Source organism: Flavobacterium chryseum, from assembly GCF_004362015.1.
Taxonomy (GTDB): Bacteria; Bacteroidota; Bacteroidia; order Flavobacteriales; family Flavobacteriaceae; genus Flavobacterium.
In genome coordinates, this window is the sequence record NZ_SNWW01000006.1 from 302,544 (window position 1) to 324,915 (window position 22,372).

21 protein-coding genes are annotated in these 22,372 nt (G+C 33.4%); 6 read left to right on the forward strand and 15 right to left on the reverse strand.

The window, feature by feature from the left end; genetic code table 11:
* Positions 1 to 133 precede the first annotated feature (133 nt).
* Together EV143_RS13755 and EV143_RS13760 are read left to right on the forward strand one after the other, a co-directional pair.
* Entirely contained in the window at positions 134 to 1,945 is a 1,812-nt protein-coding gene (locus EV143_RS13755) for a glycoside hydrolase family 2 protein (RefSeq protein WP_133508513.1), read from the forward strand.
* 62 nt (positions 1,946 to 2,007) lie between these two features.
* Positions 2,008 to 2,568, forward strand: coding sequence for a DUF2911 domain-containing protein (locus EV143_RS13760; RefSeq protein ID WP_133508514.1), 561 nt, complete (start codon positions 2,008 to 2,010; stop codon positions 2,566 to 2,568).
* 71 nt (positions 2,569 to 2,639) lie between these two features.
* On the opposite strand, the gene EV143_RS13765 is transcribed toward EV143_RS13760, so the two are convergent.
* Entirely contained in the window at positions 2,640 to 3,233 is a 594-nt protein-coding gene (locus EV143_RS13765; protein WP_133508515.1) for a hypothetical protein, read from the reverse strand.
* A 404-nt stretch (positions 3,234 to 3,637) separates the two neighbouring features.
* Between EV143_RS13765 and EV143_RS13770 the strand changes: the two genes are divergently transcribed.
* A complete protein-coding gene (locus tag EV143_RS13770) occupies positions 3,638 to 5,038 on the forward strand; it encodes a serine hydrolase domain-containing protein (RefSeq protein WP_133508516.1) in 1,401 nt (466 codons plus the stop codon).
* A 118-nt stretch (positions 5,039 to 5,156) separates the two neighbouring features.
* Here the strand turns inward: EV143_RS13770 and EV143_RS13775 are convergent, their stop codons facing one another.
* From EV143_RS13775 to EV143_RS13785, 3 genes are read right to left on the reverse strand one after another with little or no spacing between them, the layout of a single operon-like run.
* A complete protein-coding gene (locus EV143_RS13775; protein WP_133508517.1) occupies positions 5,157 to 7,346 on the reverse strand; it encodes a xanthine dehydrogenase family protein molybdopterin-binding subunit in 2,190 nt (729 codons plus the stop codon).
* 7 nt (positions 7,347 to 7,353) lie between these two features.
* Positions 7,354 to 8,334, reverse strand: a complete 981-nt coding sequence (locus EV143_RS13780; RefSeq protein WP_133508518.1) for an FAD binding domain-containing protein — start codon at positions 8,332 to 8,334, stop codon at positions 7,354 to 7,356.
* The gene (locus EV143_RS13785) at positions 8,331 to 8,969 is read right to left on the reverse strand and encodes a (2Fe-2S)-binding protein (RefSeq protein WP_133508519.1); all 639 of its coding nucleotides are present in this window, start codon (positions 8,967 to 8,969) and stop codon (positions 8,331 to 8,333) included. The genes EV143_RS13780 and EV143_RS13785 overlap by 4 nt, the downstream gene beginning before the upstream one ends.
* Positions 8,970 to 9,144: 175 nt before the next feature.
* Here EV143_RS13785 and EV143_RS13790 point away from each other — a divergent pair, with 175 nt between their 5' ends.
* On the forward strand, positions 9,145 to 10,278 hold the full coding sequence (locus EV143_RS13790; protein WP_133508520.1) for a cysteine desulfurase family protein: 1,134 nt from the start codon (positions 9,145 to 9,147) through the stop codon (positions 10,276 to 10,278).
* An 86-nt stretch (positions 10,279 to 10,364) separates the two neighbouring features.
* Here EV143_RS13790 and EV143_RS13795 read toward each other — a convergent pair whose 3' ends face one another.
* The 3 genes from EV143_RS13795 to EV143_RS13805 all read right to left on the reverse strand — a co-directional run bounded on the left by EV143_RS13795 (position 10,365) and on the right by EV143_RS13805 (position 12,714).
* Positions 10,365 to 10,967, reverse strand: a complete 603-nt coding sequence (locus tag EV143_RS13795) for a nucleotidyltransferase family protein (protein WP_133508521.1) — start codon at positions 10,965 to 10,967, stop codon at positions 10,365 to 10,367.
* Positions 10,957 to 12,078 (reverse strand): XdhC family protein, encoded by a 1,122-nt coding sequence (locus EV143_RS13800; RefSeq protein WP_133508522.1) that lies wholly within the window; start codon positions 12,076 to 12,078, stop codon positions 10,957 to 10,959. The genes EV143_RS13795 and EV143_RS13800 overlap by 11 nt, the downstream gene beginning before the upstream one ends.
* A 150-nt stretch (positions 12,079 to 12,228) precedes the next feature.
* Complete coding sequence (locus EV143_RS13805) at positions 12,229 to 12,714, reverse strand: copper resistance protein NlpE (RefSeq protein ID WP_133508523.1); 486 nt, start codon at positions 12,712 to 12,714, stop codon at positions 12,229 to 12,231.
* A gap of 230 nt (positions 12,715 to 12,944) precedes the next feature.
* On the opposite strand from EV143_RS13805, the gene EV143_RS13810 reads away from it, so the two are divergent.
* The gene (locus tag EV143_RS13810; protein ID WP_133508524.1) at positions 12,945 to 13,478 is read left to right on the forward strand and encodes an NADPH-dependent F420 reductase; all 534 of its coding nucleotides are present in this window, start codon (positions 12,945 to 12,947) and stop codon (positions 13,476 to 13,478) included.
* 105 nt (positions 13,479 to 13,583) lie between these two features.
* Complete coding sequence (locus EV143_RS13815) at positions 13,584 to 13,916, forward strand: YegP family protein (protein WP_133508525.1); 333 nt, start codon at positions 13,584 to 13,586, stop codon at positions 13,914 to 13,916.
* Between the two features lie 87 nt (positions 13,917 to 14,003).
* Here EV143_RS13815 and EV143_RS13820 read toward each other — a convergent pair whose 3' ends face one another.
* The 8 genes from EV143_RS13820 to EV143_RS13855 all read right to left on the reverse strand — a co-directional run bounded on the left by EV143_RS13820 (position 14,004) and on the right by EV143_RS13855 (position 22,237).
* On the reverse strand, positions 14,004 to 14,912 hold the full coding sequence (locus EV143_RS13820) for a PorP/SprF family type IX secretion system membrane protein (RefSeq protein WP_133508526.1): 909 nt from the start codon (positions 14,910 to 14,912) through the stop codon (positions 14,004 to 14,006).
* Positions 14,913 to 15,264: 352 nt separating this feature from the next.
* Positions 15,265 to 15,648 carry a helix-turn-helix transcriptional regulator gene (locus EV143_RS13825; protein WP_133508527.1) on the reverse strand — a complete coding sequence of 128 codons (384 nt, stop codon included), beginning with the start codon at positions 15,646 to 15,648 and terminating at the stop codon, positions 15,265 to 15,267.
* Positions 15,649 to 15,845: 197 nt separating this feature from the next.
* Positions 15,846 to 16,247 carry a hypothetical protein gene (locus EV143_RS13830; RefSeq protein ID WP_133508528.1) on the reverse strand — a complete coding sequence of 134 codons (402 nt, stop codon included), beginning with the start codon at positions 16,245 to 16,247 and terminating at the stop codon, positions 15,846 to 15,848.
* Positions 16,248 to 16,823: 576 nt separating this feature from the next.
* The gene (locus EV143_RS13835) at positions 16,824 to 17,720 is read right to left on the reverse strand and encodes a carbohydrate kinase family protein (protein WP_133508529.1); all 897 of its coding nucleotides are present in this window, start codon (positions 17,718 to 17,720) and stop codon (positions 16,824 to 16,826) included.
* 101 nt (positions 17,721 to 17,821) lie between these two features.
* Entirely contained in the window at positions 17,822 to 18,418 is a 597-nt protein-coding gene (locus EV143_RS13840) for a LutC/YkgG family protein (protein WP_133508530.1), read from the reverse strand.
* Complete coding sequence (locus EV143_RS13845; RefSeq protein WP_133508531.1) at positions 18,408 to 19,811, reverse strand: lactate utilization protein B; 1,404 nt, start codon at positions 19,809 to 19,811, stop codon at positions 18,408 to 18,410. Before EV143_RS13845 ends, EV143_RS13840 begins: the two co-directional genes overlap by 11 nt.
* 108 nt (positions 19,812 to 19,919) lie before the next feature.
* Positions 19,920 to 20,660, reverse strand: coding sequence for a (Fe-S)-binding protein (locus EV143_RS13850; RefSeq protein WP_133508532.1), 741 nt, complete (start codon positions 20,658 to 20,660; stop codon positions 19,920 to 19,922).
* 215 nt (positions 20,661 to 20,875) lie between these two features.
* Positions 20,876 to 22,237, reverse strand: coding sequence for an FGGY-family carbohydrate kinase (locus tag EV143_RS13855; protein ID WP_133508533.1), 1,362 nt, complete (start codon positions 22,235 to 22,237; stop codon positions 20,876 to 20,878).
* Between the last annotated feature and the right edge of the window lie 135 nt (positions 22,238 to 22,372).

Consider the following 22,372-nt stretch of genomic DNA (forward strand, 5'->3'; position numbering starts at 1 on the left):
GCAACCACATTATGATAAGTATGCGTGATTCAGCACATGTGATTTCTCCTTCGTCGAAATGACACATACTAGACTTCAAATAAAATCTGCGTGAAAAAATTACAACGCATTAAAATAAACAAACATTTAAAAAATGAAAAAAATAATAACATTTTTGCTCGTAACATTTTCATTTCTTGTACAGGCGCAAAACCTAATTTCAAACATTCCAAACCGAAATACAACATCCTTAAACGGTGTTTGGAATTATATTGTTGATCCTTATGAAACGGGTTATTACAGCTTCCACCACGATGAATACGACAAACAGGCAAAACCTTCAAATGCTGCTTATTTCAATAATTATCACGCTGTAAACAAACAGGAATTAGTAGAATATGATTTTGATAAATCGCCAAAAATTAATATTCCGGGCGATTTTACTTCTCAAATTCCGGAGCTTAAGTATTACGAAGGAAATATTTGGTTCAAGAAATCTTTCGACTATAATTTAGCAGCCAAAAAACGTCTTTTTCTTTATTTGGGCGCGATCAATTACAAAGCTGATGTTTATTTAAACGGGAAAAAACTCGGAACTCATGTTGGTGGTTTTACACCATTCAATTATGAAGTTACATCGATTGTAAAACCAAAAGACAACTATTTAGTTATTAAAGTTGACAACACCAGACATAAAGAAGATGTTCCGACAATTAATATGGATTGGTGGAATTACGGCGGAATCACGCGCGATGTAACTTTAATTGAAGAAGAAGCTTCGTTTATAGAAGATTATAATATTCAGCTTAAAAAGAATAATGCAGCTTTAATTTCAGGTTTTGTTAAAATCAATAATCCTGATGCAACTCAAAATCAGGTTTCAATTTCGATTCCGGAATTAAAAATAAATTTAAAAGGAAAAATAGGCGCTGACGGAATTTTAAACTTTGAAATTCCCGCCAAAAAAATCTCATATTGGTCTCCGGAAAATCCGAAATTATATGATGTTACAATCGATTATAACGGACAAAAATTAAAAGATAATATTGGTTTCAGAACAATTGAAACGAAGGAAGACAAAATTTTATTAAACGGAAAACCAATCTTTTTAAGAGGAATTTCGATTCACGAAGAAAACGCAAAAGGCGGACGCGCAAATTCTGAAGAAGATGCCTTACGATTGTTAAACTGGGCAAAAGAACTAGGTTGTAATTATGTTCGTCTGGCTCATTATCCGCATAATGAAAACATTATCAGAACGGCTGATAAAATGGGATTAATGGTTTGGGAAGAAATTCCGGTGTATTGGACGGTTGAATTTACCAATAAAAGTACGTATCAAAATGCCGAAGACCAATTAACGGCTGCTGTTACCCGAGATAAAAACAGAGCTTGTATTATTATCTGGTCGATGGCGAATGAAACGCCAATTTCTGATGCAAGAAATAGTTTTATTAAAAGTTTAGTCGATCATACAAAATCTTTGGATAATACACGATTAATAAGTGCTGCATTGTTAACACAAAGCGGTGCTGACGGATTTGGGACTATCAATGATGCCATTGGAGAATATCTGGACATTATTTCTTTCAATCAATATTTAGGATGGTATGGCGGTAAACTTGAAGATGCTGAAAAAATCTTCTGGAAAACCAAATACAACAAACCTGTTATCGTTTCTGAATTTGGAGGCGATGCCAAACAAGGTTTTCATGGAGAAAAAAACGAGCGCTGGACAGAAGAATTTCAGGAATACTTGTACATCCAAAATTTAAAAATGATCGAAAAAATACCTCATCTTAGTGGTTTAAGTCCGTGGATTTTGGTTGATTTCAGATCTCCAAGACGGCTTTTACCGGGAATTCAGGACGAATATAACCGTAAAGGGCTTATCTCAAATGACGGTGCTAAAAAGAAAGCTTTTTATATCATGCAAAGTTGGTATGAAAAAAAGAAAAAAGAATAAAAATTGTATGATTTCTCTTTGTTATTCTCTTACTTTGTAGTAATCTAAAATAAATTAATCTTATGAAAAAATTTAGTTTACTGGCAGTTGTTTTATTTGCTGCCTTTTCAGTTCAAGCACAGGAAGTAAAATTTGCGCCTCTTGATGCCAGTCCGGTTGATATTGCCTATTTCCCAAATAAAGCTGTTAAATTCAAAAAAACAGATACGCCATCGCCATCTATTAAGGTTATTTACTCCAGACCTTCTGCAAAAGGACGTGTTATTTTTGGAGATTTAATTAAGTACGGTGAGGTTTGGAGAGTTGGTGCAAATGAAAATACAGAAATCAAATTCTATAAACCAGCTACTATAAATGGTGTTGCGGTTCCTGCAGGAACTTACAGTTTATTTGCTATTCCGGAAAAAGACAAATGGACCATCATTATCAATAAAGAACTTGATTTATGGGGAGGTTATGCTTATGACGAAAGCAAAGATTTGGTAAAAATTACCGTTCCCGTTAAAGTCCTGGCAACTCCGGTTGAAGCTTTATCGATTGCTTTTACTTCAAAAGATAATGTAGCTAATTTAGTTATTGGTTGGGATAAAACATCTGTTGAAGTTCCGATTACTATTAAATAATATTTATTTATAAAAGAAAAAAAGGATGAGCCAATACTCATCCTTTTTTCTTTTTAAGAATTGAGTTAAAATTATTGTAGTTCAACCATTTTACCATTTCCGGTAATACGATATGATTTCCATGTAGTATTCTTATTAGAAATATCTTTTCTTTTAAGGTTAACAACATCATCTTTTCTTACATCTAATTGACTTAGTAATTCTTTATTTTTTAAATCAATTTCTAAAGTTGAAATTATTTTATTGTCTCTAATCACGATTACACTGTAAATTTCAGTATTAGAGTTTTTGCCAGATGCAATTTTAGAGCTGTTTTTGTTTACCTTTTGTAAGTACAGGTAATTATTAGCATTTGAATTTCTTCCTGATCCAAGAGGAAGTGTATCTCCAGTCATAAAAGAATATTTGAAGTAATTATTACTTTTTAAAGCAGGAGCTTGATGTATATTTATACCATAATTTTTGTTGGAAATTTCAGTCAGAAAAGAATGTCTTAAATATATTTCAGAATCCATATTACTTGTCAATTTTTCCTGAATCGCTTCTGTTTTTCTATATAGATCTGGTTCTAAAAGAGCTGCTGTTTCTTTTTCGATTCCGGTATTATTTTGACAACTAATTGTTATGAAAAACAAAACAAATATAGAGTTAGAAGCATTTTTCATATTTATAAAGTAATTTAAAAACTTATTAATCAATTATCAAAGTAGATTTCTCAGTTCAAAAATAGTAATATTTTTATAATATTTTTCTTTCAAATATAATTTAACTATAAAAAATAATAAAAATAATTTAAGATGGTTTTTCTAGTAATCTAAAGAGCTGATGCTGTTATTATTACAAGAAAATAATTATTTTACAGTTCAAATAAAAATGAGACATTAATTTTAATAAATTAGTGTCTCATTTTTATTTATAAACTTATCTGAGTCAATTGGATAATTTCAATTTTAGATTTTTGAAATCATAGAAAATGACTTGTGAATTTTGCATTTATATAAAAACCTTGCGCACTTTGCATTAAAATAATTAAATGAGCTAACCTGTAAACCACATTCAATTCAAAACTATGAAAAAGGAATATTTACTACTATTATTTTTATTGTCTGCTTATTTTGGACATACCCAACAAAAAAATAAGATTACTTATGAACAGCTAAAAGAGTATGAAGGCAGTTACGAATACACCAATAAAACCACACTTAAAATAGCTGCTTCTCCAAAAGATACGCTGTTATATGCCATAATAAATGAGAGTAAATATCCTTTAAAACCTACTGAAAAGGATGTTTTTCAAAATATGTCAAAAGAAAATGTGACATTTTTGAGAAATAATACGGGAGCAATTACGGGCTATTCTTCAGAAGGAAATACTTTTAATTTACTAAATAAAAAGGTCGTTTTTCCTAAGGAAATGTGGTATCCAAGGCTTAATGTTACGAAAGATTTTAAGTATGTTTATGTTCCTCCCAAAAAAGATCCGCTTGATGGTTTAGCAACGGGCACGCTAGACAATTCCGGATTAGATAAAGCACTATTGAATGAGATGATGCAGAAAATTGTAAATGGCTCTTATCCAAACGTTCACAGTGTTTTAATCATTAAAGATGGCAAGCTAGTATTCGAAGAGTATTTTTATGAATACAACAAAACCAAATTACACGAACTTCGCTCTGCAACAAAAAGCTTTGTTTCTGCCCTTGCGGGAATCGCTATTGATAAAGGCTTGATTAAAAGTAAGGATGAAACTGTTCTTTCTTATTTTAAGGATTATACTTTTAAACATCTTTCTGATGATAAAAGAGAAATCACAATTGAAGATTTATTATCTAATGAAAGTGGATTGGATTGTGATGTAAGCAATCCGAAAACAGAAGGAAATGAAACGGCTATGAATAATTCTGCCGACTGGATTCAATATACGCTCGATTTACCAATGATTGCAATTCCGGGCGGAAACGGAATGTATTGCTCCGGAAATCCAATTGTAATGGGTAAAATTATTGAAAGAGCAACAAAAATGACTCTGCCCGATTTTGCAAAACAAACTCTTTTTAAAGATCTTGGAATAACTAATTTTAAATGGAATTTTAAACCCGATGCTTCAAGCGCTGAAACTTTTTGTCAACTTTATTTAAATTCCAGAGACATGGCAAAATTAGGTTTGCTTTATCTAAATAAAGGTACTTGGAACGGAAAACAGGTTATTTCTAAAAATTGGGTACAAGAATCTTTTACCAAACATTCTGTTGTACAAGGCGTTAATTATGGGTATTTATGGTGGTTAAAATATCTTGAAGTCAACGGCGTTCGTTTTGAAGGGAAAGTCGCCCAGGGAAACGGAGGCCAGAAAATTTATGTTTGGGAAGATCAAAATATGATAACTGTTATTACCGGTGGAAATTATAACTCACAATCATCAAGCGACGAATTGATTCAGAAATATATTTTACCGGCATTTAAAAATTAATTGTTAATGGTTAATGGTTGATTGTTAATGGTTGATGGCTAGGTGAGAATTATAATTTATAATTTATAATTTATAATTTATAATTTATAATTTATAATTAACAATTAACAATTAATTTCTACAGTATTTTATCTAAAGTAATTGGTAAGTCTCTTACGCGTTTTCCTGTGGCGTTAAAAACGGCATTTGCGATTGCGGGTGCCATTCCAACCAAAGCGGTTTCTCCAAGTCCTTTTGTTCCCATTGGGTTGCTTATTGGGTCTTTTTTATTGACGAAAAATACTTCCTGTTTTTCAATATCGGCATTTACCGGAACATGATAATCAGCAAAATTATTATTGATCGGACGACCGAAACGATGGTCAATTTCTAAGGCTTCCATTAATCCCATTCCGATTCCGCCAACGGCTCCGCCAAACATTTGTCCGGCCGAAGTTTTTTGGTTAATTACAGTTCCAATATCAGCGCAGGAAACTACATGAGCAATTCTGATTTTACCTAAATTCTGATTCACCAATACTTTTACAAAATGAACTGAGAACGAATAAATCGAATACTTTTTAGCTTCTTCCGTTCCTTTTGATTCTTTTTCTACAGCCAGTTCTTCTAGTTTATTATCGTTTAATAATGAAATTAAAGAAACCGTTTTACCGCTATTTTTTGAAGAAGTAATTGTCCCGTTAGCAAAAGTTAAATCTGTAACTGGGATATTTTTAAAATTTTGATTTTCTGATGCAAGCCCAAGCGCTTTACTGATCAACAAATTACAGGCATCATGAACTGCAGAACCTACAGATGAAGTTGTTGCGGAACCACCTTGCGTTGGACCTTTTGGTAATCCGCTTTTACCCATTTCGATAACCACCTTTTCAGCAGGAATTCCGGTTATTTCAGCTCCAATTGCTGTCATCATAGTTGCCGTTCCCGGACCCATATCATTAACACTGCATTGTAAAACCAGTGTTCCGTCTACTAAAAATTTAGCTTTTACAGTACTTGTATTTCGGTATGAACCAAAAGTTCCAGTTCCCATTCCGTACCCTACAAGCCAATCACCTTCTTTAACGGTTCCTGGTTTATTGTTTCGGTTTTTCCAGCCAATACGTTCCATTCCCGCTTCGTAACAATCTAAAAGATATTTACTGCTCCAGGGCTTGTTTTGTTCCAGATCTTTTTCGGCATAATTACGTTTACGAAATTCAATCGGGTCCATATCTAATTTATGGGCCAATTCATCCATGGCACTTTCTAAGGCAAAAGAACCAGTCGCTTCGCCCGGACCGCGCATCCAGATTGGTGTACAAGTATCTAAAGGAACAATTCTGTATCTTGTAGAAACATTATCACAATTGTAAATAAATCGCGACATGTTTACAGTTCCTTCCATAAAATCTTCATAGCTAGAAGTCATGGCAACTGCTTCGTGTGTTAATCCGGTAAGTTTACCATCTTTTGTGGCACCCAGACCCATTTTTTGAATCGTATAAGGTCGAAAACCAACATTGGTGAACATTTGTTCTCTATGCAAAACCAGTTTTACTGGACGGTTTAGTTTTTTGGCTCCAATAAGTGCTGCAATTTCGTAAGGCCAGGTATGCAATCCCATTCCAAAAGCACCACCAAGATATTCAGAATTTACCGAAACATCTTCTACAGGAATTCCAAAAACACCTGCCACACTTTTACGAGTTCCTTCTACACCCTGACTTTTGGTAAATAAACTCGGTTTGTTTCCCTCCCATTTTGCAATAATATTTGCCAACTCCATTGGGTTATGAACTTCTGTCGGAATTTTATATTCTTCTTCTAAAACAACCTCTGCATTTTTATAACCATCCTGAATACCTCTGTGGTAATCATTGCCTTTATCAGTATCTATTTTTTTCTCTTTGTCTTTCGCCTTATTAAGATCGGTGGTATGTTCTTCTTTTAAATATTCGGCTTTAATGAGACTTGCTGCATATTGCATTCTTTCAAACGTATCCGCGATTACAAGCGCAATTGGCTGATCATAATACAACACACTATCATCTTTAAAAACCTGAAGCGGCTGACCAAAATTGCGTTTATCTTTTGCCTTTTCGTATCCGGCCGGTTTATCTACATTAAGATGTGTAATTACGGCTAATACTCCCGGCGCCCATTCGGCTTTTTTGGTATCGATCGATTTAATTCTTCCTTTTGCAATTGTACTTCCTACCAAACAGGCATAAACCACACCAGGCGTTTTATACTCAGCAGAATATGTTGCAGAACCTGTTACTTTAGCAAATCCGTCAACTCTGTTTATATTACTTGTCTTGCTCATAATCGAATTATTTAGATGCTGCTATGGTTAATGCTTCTTTGATAGCGTTGGGTCCCAGTTTCAATTTAAAATCATTGTCACCATAACTTTTTGCGCCTTTCATAGCCAAGTCTGCCGCTTGTTTAAAAACGGTTTCAGAAACTGTTTTTCCTTTCAAAAATTCTTCTGCTTCTGTTAGTCGCCAGGGTTTGTGGGCCACGCCGCCCATTGCAAGTCTAGCATTGTTTATCGTGTTGTTTTTAATATCTAAAGCAACGGCTACAGAGATTAATGCAAAGGCATAACTGCTTCGGTCACGAACTTTTAGATAATGCACATTTTTGTTGAAATTATTATCTGCAATTTCGATTGAAGTTATAAGTTCTTTATTTTCAAGAGTATTGTCTTTTTCAGGCGTATTTCCCGGCAGACGATGAAAATCTGTAAATTTAATTTGTCTTTTTCCTTTCGGACCTTCTACTAAAACAGTTGTGTCTAATGCAGCAAGTGCCACGCACATATCGCTCGGGTGAACGGCGATACAACTATCAGATGCACCAAAGATGGCATGCATTCTGTTGGAGCCTCCAATTGCTCCGCAGCCACTTTTAGGAACGCGTTTGTTGCAGGGCATATCGGTATTATAAAAATACGGGCAACGTGTTCTTTGCAGCATATTGCCGCCAACGGTTGCCATATGTCGTATTTGCTGAGAAGCTCCGGCGGCTAATGCCAAAGCCAGCAAAGGATGTTTTTCTTTTATGGTCGCATCTTCTGCAACCTGACTGTTTTTTGCCAATGCACCTATAGAAACTTTTCCGGTCAGGAATTCGATTTTCTTTAAATCTAAATTTGTAATATCAACCAGTTTGTCCGGAGCAACGACATTTTTTTTCATCAAATCGACAAGGTTTGTTCCGCCGGCGATAAACATGGCTGAACTTTCTTTGCCCATACTCGAAACGGCTGAACCGGATGATAATGCTCTAATTATTTGAAAGTTTTTCATAATTCCTTCCCTCCTTCCTTAACTTCAGTAATAGCATCAACAATATTATGATAAGCTCCACATCTACAGATATTTCCGCTCATATATTCTTTAATTTCTTCTCTGCTGTTGGCGTGCCCTTCTTTAATACAGGCAATTCCCGACATAATTTGTCCGGGTGTACAATATCCGCATTGAAAACCATCATTTTTAATGAAAGCTTCCTGCATTGGATGTAGTTTTTTTCCTTTGGATAATCCTTCGATTGTAGTAATCTGTGCGTTTTGCTGCATTGATGCCAAAGTTAAACATGATAAGACTCTGGTTCCATTTACATGAACTGTGCAAGCACCACACTGACCGTGATCACAGCCTTTTTTAGTTCCTGTTAGCTGCAAATTTTCTCTAAGTAAATCTAGCAACGTAGTTCTTGGCTCTACATTGAGATTGTGTTTTGTGCCATTTATTTCTATAGAAAGCGGAACTGTTTCTAAATATTCAGCGATTTTTTCGTCCCATTTATTCTCTGAAGCCATCACCAAAGAAGGCGGTGTAAAGGCGAGAGCGGTAAAAAGTCCTGATTTTTTTATAAAGTCACGACGAGAATTCGAATCGTCCTCTGTTACTTTATTTGTGATTGTTCTTTTAGCAGCCATTCTATCTATATTAAATTAGCAAATCAATCTAAGTCATCCTAACAAATTTAACAATCTTATCTGACAAATAGTTATAAAATTCACACCATATCCTTATTTAGAATAATTTCAATTGATGAAAAATACGAGTAGGTTAAAATTCTAAATTGTATTTTTACAAGGCTAACTTTAATTTATGTCTCCTCAACAAATCATTTATCTCGATAATAATGCAACTACTCGCGTTGATGAACGTGTAGTAGAAGCTATGCTGCCGTATTTTACAGAAAATTATGCGAATGCCGGCAGTAGTCATTTAGCAGGATTGACCGTAAATGAAGCTGTCGAAAATGCTGCCTGGCAAACGGCAAATTTAATTGGCGCTAATGAAGATGAAATTATCTTTACTTCGGGAGCGACAGAGGCTATTAATTTAGCTATAAAAGGACTTTCAAATCAGGACAAAAAACATATAATTACGGTTGCCACCGAACACAAAGCAGTTTTAGAAACCTGTCGATATATGGAGACTATTGGGTTTGATGTTACATATTTGCCTGTAACTTCTGACGGATTTTTAGATCTTCATCTTTTAAATGAATCAATAACAGATAAAACACTGATTGTCATTGCAATGATATTGAATAATGAAACTGGTGTCATGCAGGATATTGAATCAATCGCTGCCATAACGCGACCTAGAAATGTGCTTTTTATGTGCGATGCAACTCAGGCGGTTGGAAAGATTTCTATTGATGTAAAAAAAATGGGAATTGATTTTTTAACGCTTTCTGCACATAAATTTTATGGTCCGAAAGGTATTGGTGCTTTGTATGTTTCTTCATCTTTAAAGCTAAAATTAGAAACTCAATTGCAAGGTGGCGGGCAACAGCGGAAATTGCGTAGTGGAACGCTAAATGTACCAGGAATTATAGGTTTAGGTAAAGCGTGTCAAGTTGCTGTAAATGAATTAGAAAGTGATCAGAAAAGAATATCTGAATTACGAGATAAACTGGAAAATGGTTTATTGCAAATTGAAGGTTCTTTTGTAAATGGAAATATTCAAAACAGAATTTACAATACTTCTAACATTTGCTTTCCGGGAGTTAATTCTGAACGGTTTATTATTGCTTTACAGAATATTGCAGTTTCAAACGGCTCTTCGTGTTCATCTGTAACCTCAGAACCTTCGCATGTATTAAAGGCTTTGGGATTATCTGATGAAAGTGCTTTAAGTTCGATTCGGTTTAGTTTGGGAAGATTTACAACTTTAGAAGAAATTGAAGAAACGATTTTGAGAGTTCAGAGTCTGGTTCCACAATTAAAGTAAAATATAATCTCGCCTAGTTGCAATCCCCAGGCTTCGGAAGCAAAGTTTTAATTTTTAATCTTTAATTTTTAATTTTTAATTAAATTTCAATTCTTAAGATTATTATAATCCTCCATCGTATCAATGTCGATATTTCCTTTTTCAAACGGAACAGCAACTGTATCGTCTAAGAATTTATTGATTATTTTTTTTGCGCCTTCCTGACCTTTTAATTCTAATAATTCTTTAAAATATTTTTTATCTAAAAGTACCGGCGTTCCTAATGTTTCAGCATAAGCAGAAGCTGCAATTCCCTTTTTGGTTTTGTTGTATTGATCAATCAAATTTTCAAAAATAGCGGTTGAAACAAACGGCTGGTCACAAACTGCAAAAATGCACTTTTCAATTTGTGAATATTCTAACAATACATCACTCAATCCTTTTGCGATTGAAGAAGACATTCCCATTTCCCAATCTGGATTAAAGCTTATTTTTATTTCTCCACTTTCAATTTGTTCTTTTATCAATTCATGATTTGAACCTGTTACCACAATAATTACTGCGTTTGGAATTAAAGACGCTGCGTTGATCGTATTTTTTAAAAGTGTTGTGTTTTTATAAGTCAACAATTGTTTTGGTTGTCCTAATCGGGAAGAACTTCCTGCGGCCAAAATAACGATACCTGTTTTATTTTTGATGTTATCTTCCATAAGTTGTGGTATGAATTTTTTCTGTTTTAAATTTTAGGGAAGTTCCTTTTTTCGCACTGATCACAGCTTTAATTTCAGATACAATCGAAAGGGCAATTTCTTCGGATGTTTCTGCACCAATATCTAGCCCGATTGGGCCGTAAATGATACTTAATTGTTCTTCATTAACCGTTATGCCTTCATTTTGTAAATCATCAAGCATTCGGTTTAATTTCGTTTTCGGGCCAAGAATTCCTATGTAGCTGCAATTGGTTTCTAACAACAATTTCAGCATTGCTAAATCGTATTTATAATTGTGCGTCATTAATACAAAATAAGTCTGATCGTCGATAATTATACTTTCTAATAATTGCTCGGGTTTTGCAACAATAACTTGTTTTGCTTCGGGAAACCTTTTTTGTATTGCATGCGTGGCGCGGCCTTCTGCTATTGTAATTTCCCAGCCTAAAATTTCGACTATTTTTGCAAGTGGCTGCACGTCATTCCCGGCTCCAACAATAATTAATGAAACAGGAGGATTTATATATTCTAAAAGTGCTTCGTTCTCGCTCTCGTCTTCTAATTTTTTTATAACTGAAGTTTTGTTTTTTAAAGCTTCTTTTACATCCGAAAAAACATTTAAAGCAATCTCATTCTGAAATAAAAAGGGCTGATTTTCTCTGTAAAATAATACAGTTCCGATTTGTGCTGCTTGTCTTTTTAAGGAAAACAGGGTTCCAATGACAGCTCCTTTTCGTTCCCTTTTTAATTCTTCTAAAAGTTTTATTGGGTTATTTGGGATTTCATCATCAATGTACTCGAAAAGAATATGTACAATACCATTGCAGCCCAGTTGTAATCCTATTTCGCTATCATTTTCATTACTGGTATTGTAGGTAATAAGTTTATTTTGCTTTTGATTTATTGCCAGTAAAGCTCTTCTAAGCGCATCTCCTTCTAAACAGCCTCCGCTAATCGCTCCTGTCAGATTTCCGTCTTCGGTAACAAGCATGCGTGCTCCTGGCTGTCGATAGGAAGATCCTTCTACTTTGACAACAGTTGCTAAAGCAGTCTTTTTATTTGCTTTTTTCGCTTCTGAATAGGCTATTAAAATTTCTGTGATTTCTTTCATAAGAATAATACCATCAGCCTAAATAATCCTGATGGTTTTTAATGTATTAAAAATAGAAAATATTATAAACTTAACCGCACTAACGCTAATTAAGTTTATAATATTCCTAATTTAAAAATTATATTTTATTCCTGAAAATTGTAGTGCCGATTATTTTTTCAATGTCAGGAAATAATTTAGTTCTGATTTAATAATTTCTCTCTTTTTATTCAGCAAATAAATTTTATCCGGATTTGCACTCTTATATCCATAATAAATTTGTTCTGATTCTGGCTTGTCCCAATTTAGAATATAAATTGTTCCATCAGGATCATTTTCAAGTCCTCTTTCATAATTGAAATTTCCTTTTTGAATAAAAGTTTTTTCAGGTTGTTTTCCTTTATAAGTACTTACCAATTCAAATTTATGACTTTCCATTGTTCCGTCGCCTTGGTGAATTTTCAATACAGTTTCAATTCCACTACAATCAGCACAAGGTAAAAGGCCTTCATAAATATTTACTTTAGATACGCTATCTTTTTCTACGATTGAACTTTCGGCATCTTTAGAGATGGTTTTAACTGTTTCTTCGTTCTTTTTTGAATTACAAGCCCATAACTGACACGCTACAGCAAGTATGATTACAAGATTTTTCATGTTTTTTTTTATCAAAAATAAAAAATATCCTATTAAAAATACATTTTTTTGAACGATAAAATTAAAGAATGATAAAAATACAAGTAATTATTTAACATTACTATTTTTAAAAACAGGTAAAAATACGGTAAACCAGAAGATTAGCTTTTTTTAAATTTCACAAAAATAAGATTCCCCCCTATCTTATCCATAGACATGAATTATTTAGGAAATAATAAAAATTTGAGATTATGAAAATAGGAATTATTGGAACGGGTTTTATTACTTTGGATCTTGCTCACAGAGCTGCTGAATCTGGACACGAAGTATTAATTAGTAATCCGAGAGGCACAAGCACTTTAAAAGAGATTGCTCAAAAAATGGGCAATAATGTAAAATTGGTAACAACGCAGGAAGCTGCCGGTGCTGAAATTATTATTCTCTTTATTCCGCGTGAAGATCTTGAGGTTTCTATAGATAATTTACCGGATATGACGGGAAAAACAATATTACATACCAACAATCCTATTTTTAACCTGAAATCTTTTTTGTCTACTGCTTCGGGGCAATCTTCTTGTGATCTTGTAACTTCTTTATTGCCTGCTGCACATGTTGTAAAAATATTTAATGCAATAGAGCCAACGTCAAGTCAAAATAATAAAAAAATTGAGGAAAGACCCAAAATATTTTATGCCGGAGAGAATCGGAAAGCAAAAAATAATGTAAAAGTTTTTTTAGAAACACTAAACTTTTCAGGTGTTGATCTTGCCGGTTATATGAACTAATTACTATAAAATAATTATTTTTTTTGGACAATATAATTTATATGTTGAAGTTTTGTATTTTTATAATTCAGTAGAATTTATAATAGTCAACCTAAACCAAAAACTATGGGAAAATTTGTAATTACTAAAAGAGCTAACGGAGAATTTCAATTTAATTTAAAAGCCGGAAATGGGCAAACTATTTTAACTAGTGAGGGTTACAGCTCAAAGGCTGGCGCTACTAACGGAATTGAATCTGTAAAAACCAATTCGCAGGATGATTCTCGATTCGATAAAAAAGAATCTACTAGTGGAAAACCGTATTTTAATTTAAAAGCCTCTAACGGTCAATTAATTGGTCATAGCGAAATGTATGAAAGCGCTTCTGCCAGAGATAACGGAATCGAGTCAGTAAAAACAAATGCACCAGATGCAACTATAGATGATCAGACAGCATAATTAAATATATTTTAATTTCATTTTTGCAAAAAAGGGTATTCAATATTTTGAGTATCCTTTTTTCATTTTTACGAAAGATTAAAATGTTTAAAAGAATCTTGGCGTTACCAATCTGGCCTGTGATCTGCTAATTAAGTCAAATCTTAAAAATAGTTCATGAGAGCCTGAGTTATAATTGCCAATATTGGTTGTATCATAATCATATCCGTATCCAATTTGTATTCCGTCTGTCACCTGAAATCCTGCCAATGCGCTAAAAGCAGCATCCCAGCGGTAAGCGGCGCCAATAGTAAACTTATCGTTAATTAAAAAACTGACAGATACATCGACTGCCAGTGGTGCGCCAGAAACGGCTTTTACCAAAGCTGCAGGTTTAAGTTTTAAATAGGGATTAAGATCGAATACGTAACCTAAAATTAGATAATATTGTGATGATTGAGAATAGACTGTTTCTTTAACATCATCATAAAAATTGGTTTTTAGTAATCTGGGAACTGATACACCGATGTACCAATTATCAGAATGAACATAAAATCCAGCACCAACATTGGGCGAGAACTGAGACATTTCTCCAACAAAATTAGGGTCAGGATTCTCAGGATTTAACAGTGAATAATCGACACTAAAATTGTCAAACCCTCCAGAAATACCAAACGAATATTTTACATCTGTACTGCCCAAAATGGTATACGCAAAACTGGCCATAAGTCCAATATTTTTTGCAGGGCCAATCTGATCACTTACTATATCTAATCCAATACCGTTAGAATGTGATCCTACCGGAGTCTGAATTGAAAAATTTACTGTTGTTGGTGCACCATCAAGCCCTACCCATTGCGTTCTGTATAAACCCATTATACTGGCTATCCCTCTAGATCCTGTATAACCTGCATTGAACGTCATCGTATTATACATATACTGTGAATACTGAGATTCTTGTTGTGCTAAAGCGCCTGAAGTGCAAAATAAAAGTAAAAAGCGTACTATATTCTTCATAAAATCTGCTTATTAGAGTTATTAAAATCAATAATTAGAGAAATAAAAAAATAAAAACACTGATAAAATGTTTATTAAGGCGCAGAAATAGTTAACGGCTAATCAAAATTATAATCCATAAACAATGTCATTGAGGAAACATGTTTAGGTGTAGGTTGAAGAAAAATATACTTTTTGGCTTGGAATAATTAGAGAAGAATTTAATGCTCCTTAAAGCATTAAAATTGTTTTTTGGGGTTAAAACATCTTCTGTAATTTTAATAAGTGTAAATGTAATAAATTATAAAACATTAATAATCAAATACTTATTTTTTTTATTTAAGAAAACCAAATAAATTATGAATTCAGCTTTTCAGATTTGTCCGAATTTTTTTTTGTATCGGCACAACTCTTCTTCGGTTTTCTTTAAAAGTTTTTCCAGCAGTTTGATTTTATCTTCGTAAAGGTTTTTTAAGGTTTCATTATCAGCATTAATCATAATGCTGCCATTATTATTTCCATTTACATTATTGAAATTATTGAAGTATTTCTGGCTGTCAAAACTAATAATATCTTCTACGCTAACGTCTAATATTTTAGCAATTTCAACCAATTTTACATAGGAAAGAATGGTTTTTCCTTTTTCAATTTTACTGTAACCTGCCTGCGTGACACCTAATTGATCTGCCATATATTCCTGAGTATAATTTTTCAACTCTCTAATACTTTTGATTTTGTTTTTTATTGAAGTTGCCATAAACTTTGTTTGGGGATGGTATAGCTGTTACTACAATGGATAATTTTACTGCTTCATTTGTAGGTTAATGTAGCAGTCATTTCTTTTTCTGGTTTTTTTTATTTGTAACGATAAAACCATACAAAATTGCAATACCCATAAATGCAAAATCGAAATTGGATATTCCGAATAGTAATCGATTCATTTTAGTGATGATTTTATTTAATTTGTAAAATTTTATCGAACTTGAGATTTAAATACTGATCAATCTGTTTTCCGATCACGGGCCGGTCAAAAGCCTTAATTTTTACTTTGATTTCATTTTTATGAATATCTTTTACGATAACATAATAATCGAATTCTAAAGCGCTATGAAACCGTAAAATAATGAGAATGGTATAGCAAAGCAAGGCCGGTATAATATAATACAGCTCTACTACAGTTGAAAACATCATAAAATAATAGGCCAAAGCTGTAACTGCTGCAAAGGCACTATTTTCAAGAATGTAGGATTTCTTTTTTTTGAGTAACCCAAGTTCTACAATTTCATTAAAATTGTATCGCCAGCGTTCTGATCCGTAATAAAACCGAACTTGATCCTGCGTAAGGGTAATGAACATAGTAATTAATCTTTATTATAACACGAGGATTTATTGTAAAAAACTTAAACCAAGTGGCAACTCAAAAATCAATTTCATTTTTTAGATTTTTCTTAAAGGGGCTAAAAATCTAAATAAACCTTGGAGTAGCAATATTACGGATAATCTACTATCTTATTCTTACAAACCCTCTTATAGAATATAACTATACGTTGTAATTCAATCTAAAACATCAATTTTTACCTATCTTTTTATATCCCCTGCTAGGGATTTACTTATGTTATTATTTTTTGCTCAAGCCTTGAAATTGTTAATACCGGCAACAAAACAGCAATTTTTTTAAGAAGCGGGACTTACTTTAAAAAATAAGCAACTGTTTTCTAGTTTTTTACATCAATAATATACCAGAAAATGCGATTATTTACCACTTACAAAAAATGCCTTTATTATTTAAAATTACTCAATTACGTTATTTTATGGTATTTTTTCGATAAGTGCGAATTAACTGTAACTAATTGCATACTATTTTGTCATTTTATAATACGAAAAATACCCGCAAGAAATTCCTGCGGGTATTTTTATACTGATTAAGTTATTTTACTTATGAATTATTTCTTCAATTTTATTGAACGAAATTTCAGGATTTGCTCCCGGAGCTGCAGCAACTAAAGCTCCAACGGCGCAAGCAAAATCAATCGCTTTTTGAGGTTCGGTATTGGTTAGCAAATAAGTTATTAAAGTTGCTAAAAATGAATCTCCCGCTCCTACTGTATCAGCTACTTTAACGGAATATCCTTCATTTTTATAGCATTTTCCTTTCCATAATAGTAAAGCGCCATCTTTGCCTCTGGTAACACAAATGGCTTTTGTATTGGTTTTTTCTGAAATATACGTTACGTTGTCTTCGATAGTGGTAAAAGACGATCCGAATGCTGTCGCAATTTCTATTATTTCCTCATCATTAAATTTGATAAAATCTGCAGAAAGCATTAATTCTTCAAGGATTTCATATGAATAATGAGGCTTCCTTAAATTGACATCAAATACTTTATAAACTTTGGTCTGCAATAATTCCTGAAGAGCTTGTCTGGAAACTTCATCACGACAAACCAAACTTCCATAAATTAAAACATCAGCTTCTGTAACCAATTTTTTAGCCAGATCGTTTAGTACAATTTTATCCCATGCCGATGGATAATTGATCTCATAACTGGCCGAACCGATTTCGTTTAAAGTAACAGTAACCAATCCCGTCGGAAATGAATCTGATTGCATAATAGTATCCGTTTCAAGTCCTAATTGTTTGATGTGATTAAGTATTGCTTCTCCATCTTTATCATTTCCAACACAGCTAATCATGGCGACATCACAACCGAATGTTTTCATGCGTAAAGCAACATTTAGCGGTGCTCCGCCAATCTTTTTTTCACTGCCAAAAACATCCCAAAGTACTTCTCCGTATGCTACCGCTTTAAGGCTTATATCGTTATTCATTCTAAGATTATTTTATTTTCTTATTTCTATAAACAAAAAAAAGGGCGATCAATTGCCCTAATTTTTGATGTCATATAAAGATAAAAATATTTTTTAAATTTTTAATCTAATAAAAAAACGATTAATCCCCTCGCTCCGTGCGCTCCCAAAACCAGAGATTGCTCAATATCGGCTGTTTTTGACGGACCTGCAATAAAACTTCCAAAACCATATTCCTGATTTGCAATTCTGTCATAAGCCTGATGCATTGTTGGTACAAGATCTTTTTTATGAACAATTATGGCTAAATATTGTGCGATAAAAGGCGAAATACGCTGCCCTAATAAATCATCGGTTACCCAAAGTGCACTATTTTCTGCAACTCCAAAATGCGCTTTTACAATCGTTAATTCAACATTTTGAAGCGAATGCGGATCATCGTTTGTCCAGTCTAATCTGCTAATTTCAGAAAGTTCCGGAATTGTTGAAATGATTCTTTTTTCAACAGAATAATTGTTTTTTATATAATGGATGATTTCGTCGTAATTAGCAACTTCTACAGCATCTCCGCCAATATTTTTTAATACGATTTTATAGGTTTGCAGAATATCAAAATGTTCTGAACCCAAAACATTTAAACTTGGAAGTTCTGTAACGAAACCGGGTTGATTTTGTTTTATTTGTTTTATTTTTTTTAGAATTTCAGCTTTACTGCTCATCTTTTTTCGCTTTAGATTCTCTTGAATTTTTCTTGTACCATTCTCTAAAAGATTCCTCGGGAACTTCCGGCATTTCGCGTTGATCGTACCATTTGTTCATTTTATTATTGACTAATGAAGGAATGTTTTTCATTACAAATCTTCCTGATTTTCCGGCAATATTAAAAATGGCAGGATTCGCCAAAACTGTTGCCATTGTTTTCATCGCAACTGTTTTTGCCGTTGGTGTATGTCCTTCTTTAACCAAAACCTGACGCCATTTGTACAACTGGTCGTGAATATCAATTTTTACCGGACAAACATTCGTGCAAGAACCGCAAAGCGTACTCGCAAAAGGTAAATCGGCATTTTTGCTCATGTCTAAATTAGGTGCCAAAATAGAACCAATTGGTCCTGCAACCGCATTATGATAACTATGTCCGCCGCTTCGTCTGTATACCGGGCACGTATTCATGCACGCACCGCAACGAATGCATTTTAGCGAATTTCTAAAATCTTCTCTGCCCAATTGTGTAGTTCTGCCATTATCGACAATTACAATATGAATTTCTTTTCCGTCTCTTGGTTTTTTAAAATGACTTGAAAAAGTTGTTATTGGCTGTCCTGTTGCGCTTCTGGCCAATAATCTCAGGAAAACCCCAAGATGTTTTCGTTGCGGAATCAGTTTTTCGAATCCCATGCTGGCGATATGAACATCGGCTAAATGAGCACCCATATCAGCGTTTCCTTCATTGGTACAAACCACAATTTCACCTGTTTCTGCAATTGCAAAATTTACTCCCGTTAAAGCCACTTTTCGCGTTAAGAACGTATTTCTTAAACTTAAACGTGCCGATTCCGTTAAATATTGAGGGTCGATGTTTCCTTTTTCAGTCCCTAAATGTTCATGAAAAGTTTCGCTTACATCTTCTTTTTTAAGGTGAATTGCGGGTAAAACAATATGACTTGGCGGTTCTTTACGAAGTTGAACAATGTATTCTCCCAAATCAGAATCAATAACTTCAATTCCTTTTTCGGCTAAATAATCGTTTAAATGACATTCTTCGGTAAGCATTGATTTTGATTTTACCATCTGCTTAACGTCATGTTTCGCCATGATCGAATGCACGATTTCATTATGTTCTTTGGCATCGGCTGCCCAATGTACTTTAATACCGTTTTTTTGAGCATTCGCTTCAAATTCAATTAAATAATCATGAATATTAGAAAGTACATTATTTTTTATTTGTGAAGCCGTTTCGCGAAGCAACTCCCAATCCGGAATTTGATGTGCAGATTTGTCGCGTTTTTCACGAACAAACCAAAGCGTTTCATCATGCCAGTTTACTCGTTCTACATCTTTGTTAAAACGTGCTGCAGCTTCGCTATGTTCGATTGTTTTTTTTGAAGACATCTTTTCTCTTGTTTGTTTTACCATTAAGATATTAAGTTCATAAAGCCTGACTTAAATTACTTAATCTCTTAATGGTAAAAAGAAAATTAAGTTTAATTTTAAAATTACTTAGTTTTCGAACGAATTTAAAATTTCAGCAATATGAATGGTTTTTATGTTGCTTTTTTGCCTTTTCAGAATTCCTTCTAAATGCATTAAACACGACATATCGCCGCCCGTTATATAATCAACCTGATGGTTTTCATGATCTTTGATTCGGTCTTGTCCCATTTTTACAGAAACCGCTTCTTCGGTAACGCAAAATGTTCCGCCAAAACCACAGCATTCATCTTTTCTTGAAAGTGAAACCAAATCTAAACCTTTTATATTGCTTAATAATTGTTCCGGTTTTGAGAAAAATGGCGCGTTTAGTTCTGTCATCTGCGAAAGCTTTAACCCACGCTGACCGTGACAACTAACATGCATTCCGACTTTATAAGGGAAACTTCCCTCAATATGATCTATTTTGAGAATGTCGGTAATAAATTCTGTCAATTCGAATACTTTCCTTCTCATTTCAGCTGCCAAATCTTCTTGTTTTTCGTCGTGCAAATGTTCCTTTACATGCAAAACACAACTTCCTGACGGACAAACGATATAATCAAAACCTGCAAAATTCGAAATAAAATTTGCATCGCATCCTTTCGTTAAATGTTGATAGCCGCTATTCGCCATGGGTTGTCCACAACAGGTTTGTCCCATCGGAAAATGAACTTCACATCCTAATTTCTGCAAAAGCTCATAGGTTGCAATAGCCACTTTTGGATAAAACTGATCGACGTAGCACGGTATAAAAAGTCCGATTTTCATATTCTTGGTAATTATTTTATTTTTTCACGCAGATTTTAAAAAGATTTAAGCAGATGTGCGCAGATTATTATCTAAATTAAATCTGCTAAAGTCTGCAAAATCTGCGTGAAACAATCATTTTAATCTTGCAATCTGTGGCTACTGTTTTCTCTAGCAGATCTGGCAGATTGAGCAGATTTTTATTTAATTTTTAATTCTAAATTTTTAATTCAATTCTAGTGTTTGTAAAATTTCAAATCAATTAAGTCATTCTGTATTGGTTTTGGATTCCAGTTTTGATGAATTGCCAATGCAGCACCCAATGCACTCGCCTGCGCCATTGATGCGGCATAAACTTCGACATCCGGAAAAGCTTCTGCAAGTAAATTCATAAAAATGGAATTTTTGCTAAAACCTCCATCCACAAAAATTTTCTTTACAGGACTATTATGAATCACTAAATTAGTTGAAAAAACCTGTTGTTCGACCAAATCCAGCATCAATTGATGATAGGCAATATCATAACTTTTAAAAGTAGATAGGTCTCTTTTTTGAAACGGACATTCCTTTAGAATATCAAAATCATATTTCTTCGGATAAATAATCTGAAAGTTTAAAGCTCTCAAGTTTGAAACGATCTTTTTATCAAAATAAACCTCTTTAAAAGTATCGAATGGCACATTAAAATGTTCTGCTAATCTTTTAGCCTGTACTTCATGTTCATTTCCCGAAAATAAACGCGCTGCTTTTACCGGCTTTTCGGTGTATTGCATATAACACAAACAATCGTTTTGAAGCTCTTCAAACGTTAATTGCTTATTATTGAAAGGGTTTAATGAAATACTCCAGGTGCCGGTTGATAACAAAACAAAAGGTTCTGTAAAGTTGATTGTATACGGAATAATGGCCGATGAACTATCGTGCAAACCAATCCCTACAGCAACATCATTTTCTTTTTTGATGATATCTTTCCCGTAATGAAGTGGCGCTAATTTTGGCAATATTGCTTCTTTTTTGAGCCACTTATGATATTTCATTTTTTTGAAATTCCACAAATTGGTGTGACAGCCAATACTTGTAATATCTGTGTAAGCTTCACCTGTTAAAAGAAAACTCAGGTATTGCGGCAAATGCAGACAATATGCTACCTTCTCAAATAATTCCGGATTTTCTTCTTTAAATCTGTAAATCTGCATTCCGGAATTCAGGCTTCCTAAAACAGGAGAAGCTGTTTTTACTGCAAAAACTTCTTCTCCTTTGTATTTGTTATAAAAATTCTTTTTTAGTGCTGTCGGATACTCTTTTAAGTAATTATATAAAGGCGTTAAAACATTGCCTTCCTTATCTATATAAACAAAACTCGCTCCGTAAGTACTAAAATTAATCGCTTTTAGAACATAGTTTTCCATTATTTTTATTTCTGATAATCGATCGAGAATCCAGTTTTTAAGAACCTCAATATCTTCACAGGGAAAACCGTCTTCATCAACAGTTTCTTCCAGATTTACTGATTTTTCCCAGACAATTTTATAATTTTCATTAAATAAAAATACCTTTTTGTTGGTTTTACCAATATCAAAAATTGCAACTACATTCATTTTGGTTAATTATAAATTATGAATTATAAATATGAATTACAGAATTATGATTTTTACCCGAGAGTTCAATGTTATTAAGCCAAATCTTCTTGTGTTTACATCAAACAATGACATAAACAAAAATATTTTATTAAC

Excerpts from the sequence above, each read along its gene's own strand:
- EV143_RS13755 (WP_133508513.1), top strand. The coding sequence starts at position 134 with ATGAAAAAAATAATAACATTTTTGCTCGTAACATTTTCATTTCTTGTA.
- EV143_RS13760 (WP_133508514.1), top strand. The coding sequence starts at position 2,008 with ATGAAAAAATTTAGTTTACTGGCAGTTGTTTTATTTGCTGCCTTTTCA.
- EV143_RS13765 (WP_133508515.1), bottom strand. The coding sequence starts at position 3,233 with ATGAAAAATGCTTCTAACTCTATATTTGTTTTGTTTTTCATAACAATT.
- EV143_RS13770 (WP_133508516.1), top strand. The coding sequence starts at position 3,638 with ATGAAAAAGGAATATTTACTACTATTATTTTTATTGTCTGCTTATTTT.
- EV143_RS13775 (WP_133508517.1), bottom strand. The coding sequence starts at position 7,346 with ATGAGCAAGACAAGTAATATAAACAGAGTTGACGGATTTGCTAAAGTA.
- EV143_RS13780 (WP_133508518.1), bottom strand. The coding sequence starts at position 8,334 with ATGAAAAACTTTCAAATAATTAGAGCATTATCATCCGGTTCAGCCGTT.
- EV143_RS13785 (WP_133508519.1), bottom strand. The coding sequence starts at position 8,969 with ATGGCTGCTAAAAGAACAATCACAAATAAAGTAACAGAGGACGATTCG.
- EV143_RS13790 (WP_133508520.1), top strand. The coding sequence starts at position 9,145 with ATGTCTCCTCAACAAATCATTTATCTCGATAATAATGCAACTACTCGC.
- EV143_RS13795 (WP_133508521.1), bottom strand. The coding sequence starts at position 10,967 with ATGGAAGATAACATCAAAAATAAAACAGGTATCGTTATTTTGGCCGCA.
- EV143_RS13800 (WP_133508522.1), bottom strand. The coding sequence starts at position 12,078 with ATGAAAGAAATCACAGAAATTTTAATAGCCTATTCAGAAGCGAAAAAA.
- EV143_RS13805 (WP_133508523.1), bottom strand. The coding sequence starts at position 12,714 with ATGAAAAATCTTGTAATCATACTTGCTGTAGCGTGTCAGTTATGGGCT.
- EV143_RS13810 (WP_133508524.1), top strand. The coding sequence starts at position 12,945 with ATGAAAATAGGAATTATTGGAACGGGTTTTATTACTTTGGATCTTGCT.
- EV143_RS13815 (WP_133508525.1), top strand. The coding sequence starts at position 13,584 with ATGGGAAAATTTGTAATTACTAAAAGAGCTAACGGAGAATTTCAATTT.
- EV143_RS13820 (WP_133508526.1), bottom strand. The coding sequence starts at position 14,912 with ATGAAGAATATAGTACGCTTTTTACTTTTATTTTGCACTTCAGGCGCT.
- EV143_RS13825 (WP_133508527.1), bottom strand. The coding sequence starts at position 15,648 with ATGGCAACTTCAATAAAAAACAAAATCAAAAGTATTAGAGAGTTGAAA.
- EV143_RS13830 (WP_133508528.1), bottom strand. The coding sequence starts at position 16,247 with ATGTTCATTACCCTTACGCAGGATCAAGTTCGGTTTTATTACGGATCA.
- EV143_RS13835 (WP_133508529.1), bottom strand. The coding sequence starts at position 17,720 with ATGAATAACGATATAAGCCTTAAAGCGGTAGCATACGGAGAAGTACTT.
- EV143_RS13840 (WP_133508530.1), bottom strand. The coding sequence starts at position 18,418 with ATGAGCAGTAAAGCTGAAATTCTAAAAAAAATAAAACAAATAAAACAA.
- EV143_RS13845 (WP_133508531.1), bottom strand. The coding sequence starts at position 19,811 with ATGTCTTCAAAAAAAACAATCGAACATAGCGAAGCTGCAGCACGTTTT.
- EV143_RS13850 (WP_133508532.1), bottom strand. The coding sequence starts at position 20,660 with ATGAAAATCGGACTTTTTATACCGTGCTACGTCGATCAGTTTTATCCA.
- EV143_RS13855 (WP_133508533.1), bottom strand. The coding sequence starts at position 22,237 with ATGAATGTAGTTGCAATTTTTGATATTGGTAAAACCAACAAAAAGGTA.